General features: G+C 54.4%; 1 protein-coding gene. It reads left to right on the forward strand.

All coding sequences use genetic code 11. The annotated features are described in order from the left end of the window. Nucleotides 1-520 (forward strand): ABC transporter substrate-binding protein (locus tag ACYVOC_RS15590; RefSeq protein WP_461162392.1); only part of this gene is annotated, 520 nt, incomplete at its 5' end. Nucleotides 521-761: the final 241 nt, after the last annotated feature.

Consider the following 761-nt stretch of genomic DNA (forward strand, 5'->3'; position numbering starts at 1 on the left):
GATCATCTGGATCGTGTGGGCGGGCGCGGGCAATCCGTTCAAGATTGCCGACATGGACTTGAAGCGCTATGGCATAGAGATTGCCACGGGTGGCAATATTTTGCCGGCCATGGTGGCCTACAACCAGTTTCCTGGCATGGAAGGCGCTACCTACTACTATTTTGGTTTCTCGCGCAACCAGGCCAACCTGTGGCTGGTGACGCAGCACTACCTGAAGCACAAGTCTCCGCCCGACTTCTTCACGGCCGGTGGTTTTTCATCGGCCATGGCGCTGGTCACCGCCTTGAAAAAAACCGGGGGCGACACCAATACCAACCGCCTCATCAAGACCATGGAGGGCATGAGCTTTGACACCCCCAAGGGCCCAATGACCTTTCGGGCCGAGGACCACCAGGCCCTGCAGAGCATGTACCACTTTCGCGTGGCTCCGGGCGCACGGCCGGGCACCATGGCCGATCTTTACCTTGTGCGCGAAATCAAGCCGCACGAAATGGATCTGCCCATCCGCAATCGCCGTTGAGAAGCCGTATTAACCCTGATAAAAACCAAGACAATTGCCTGAAATTCAGACAATTTAATTGTCTGAATTTCAAGCGATAGTTGCTGATTGTAGATAAAAATCTTTACAAATCAATAACTTGCAGATTGGCACGAACTGTGCAATAGACAGCCATCACAACAGGAGACCTTCTCATGCAACGACGCACCCTTGTAGCCCTGGCCGCACTGGCCACCCTCGCAGCCCCCGCCTTTGCACAAAC

This window comes from Simplicispira piscis (assembly GCF_054783455.1).